1 protein-coding gene is annotated in these 2197 nt (G+C 72.8%); it reads left to right on the forward strand.

The features are described 5' to 3' along the window. The coding region (locus N869_RS16690; RefSeq protein ID WP_156968584.1) for a HAMP domain-containing sensor histidine kinase at positions 1 to 2197 on the forward strand (2197 nt) is incomplete at both ends.

The raw sequence follows: 2197 nt of genomic DNA on the forward strand, positions 1-2197 counted from the left end.
ATCGACGCGATCCGCAACAGCGTCGACACGGGCCAGGTCGGCATGATCACCGTCTACTCCTCGTACACCAACGCGGCGGCGAGCATCGTCGAGTACCCGCGCCTGGTCGCCGACGCGCTCGGCGACCGGCAGCTGGCCGTGGTCGTCGACACCCAGACCGACGTCACCGAGCTCTACGAGGCGTTCCGCGCCGAGCAGGTCCTCGGCCGCGAGGTCCTCGCCGGTGCCCGGGAGGCTCCCGAGCGCCGGGCCCTGGGTGACGCGCTCGCCCGCACCGAGGCCCTGCAGTTCGACACCTCCGTGACGGTGTTCCGCCTCGACGACGAGACCCTGAACCTCGAGCCGGCGCTGCTGGCGACCGCCGGGTTCGAGTCCTACGCCAACCTCCGCAGCCTGGTCGGCAACCTGACCGACGCGTTCCTCAACGCGGTCGATCCCGACCAGTGGTACGAGGCCGCCGAGTTCGAGCTCGTCGGTGGCGAGGGCGAGGAGGGCATCGCGGACATCGAGTCGCGGGTCGGCCAGATGGCCGCCGACCGTGCGTCCGTCGCGGCGGGTGCTGCGACCCGTGAGGCCGCCATCATCATCGCCGCCGCACTGGCCGCCGTGGCCGTGTCCGTGGTCGTCGCCCTGGCGATCGCCCGTGCGATCGTCCAGCCGGTGCGCCGTCTGACCGTCGCCGCCGCCAAGGTCCGTGACGAGCTGCCGCTCCTGGTCGAGCAGGTGTCCGTCCCCGGTCAGGGCCCGGACCTGACGCTCACCAAGATCCCTGTCACCTCACGCGACGAGGTCGGCGCGCTCGCCGCCGCGTTCAACGAGGTGAACGAGACCACCATCGAGGTCGCCCAGGAGCAGGCCGCACTGCGTGCCTCCATCGCGGAGACCTTCGTCAACGTCGCCCGTCGCGACCAGGTGCTGCTCAACCGGCAGCTGTCCTTCATCGACGCCCTCGAGCGTTCCGAGGAGGACCCCACGACCCTCGCGGACCTCTTCCGCCTGGACCACCTCGCCACCCGGATGCGCAGGAACGCCGAGTCGCTCCTCGTCCTGGCGGGCATCGACACCGGGCGTCGCCTGCGCGACCCGCTGGCCACCTCCGACGTGATCCGGACGGCCTCGTCCGAGATCGAGCACTACGAGCGGGTCCAGCTCGACCTGCCGGTCGACCCCCTGATGCTGGGCCACACCGCACTGCCCGCCGCGCACCTGCTCGCCGAGCTGCTCGAGAACGCGACCGTGTTCTCGGAGCCCGGCACCCCGGTGCACGTGTCGACCGGGTTCGACAACACGCACGTGCTCATCACCATCCTGGACCAGGGCCTCGGCATGACGCCGCAGGAGATCATGGAGGCCAACGAGCGTCTGAAGAAGACCTCCGCGTCCGACACCCTGGGTGCCCAGCGCCTGGGCCTGTACGTGGTCGGCCGGATCGCCGACCGCCTGGGTGCACAGGTCGAGCTGGCCCAGGGCCCCTCCGGGACCGGCACACTGGCCATCGTCCGCCTGCCCCGCATCCTCTTCGTCGACCCGAGCCAGATCCCGCTGGTCCAGCCGAACCTGGCCCCCAGCTCCCAGATCGAGAGCTTCCCCAGGCCCGAGCAGGTCGCAGGCGCACTGCCGCCCGCACCCCAGCAGGCCCCCATGCCGCAGCAGGCCCCGCCGCAGCAGGCCCCCATGCCTCAGGCACCGCCGCAGCGGACCCCCATGCCGCAGCGTCAGCCCATGGCGCCGGCGCCGGCGGGTTTCCAGGACGTCGCGCCCGGGAGCGTCGGGTCCGTCGAGAACCCGGCGACCGAGGTCGACCTCGGCGCGCTGACGGACGGGACCACCGGCGGGGGACTGCCCCGACGCCGGTCGCGCACGGCGGATGCTGCCGCCCCCGCACCCAGCCAGCAGCAGTACCGTGAGCAGGACGACGCGGCAGCTGTCTCGTCGATCCCCCTGGCGCCGCAGGCCGATGCCCTCGCAGGTGCGGCACTGGACTCCGACGAGGTGTGGACCCCGCCGGTCGTCGTCCCCTCCGAGCCGCTGTCGGTGCGCCGCGAGCCCGCTGCGGCCGACGAGGCCCCGCAGCAGGAGCAGGGCCTTCCCACCCGGGCGCCTTCCGCCGGTGGCTCAGGGCTCCCGACCCGCGCACCTGCCGGGAACCTGCCTCGCCGCGAGTCGTCCCAGCCGGCCGCAGGTGGGCTGCCCGTCA

Source organism: Cellulomonas bogoriensis 69B4 = DSM 16987, from assembly GCF_000767165.1.
GTDB classification, from domain to species: domain Bacteria; phylum Actinomycetota; class Actinomycetes; order Actinomycetales; family Cellulomonadaceae; genus Actinotalea; species Actinotalea bogoriensis.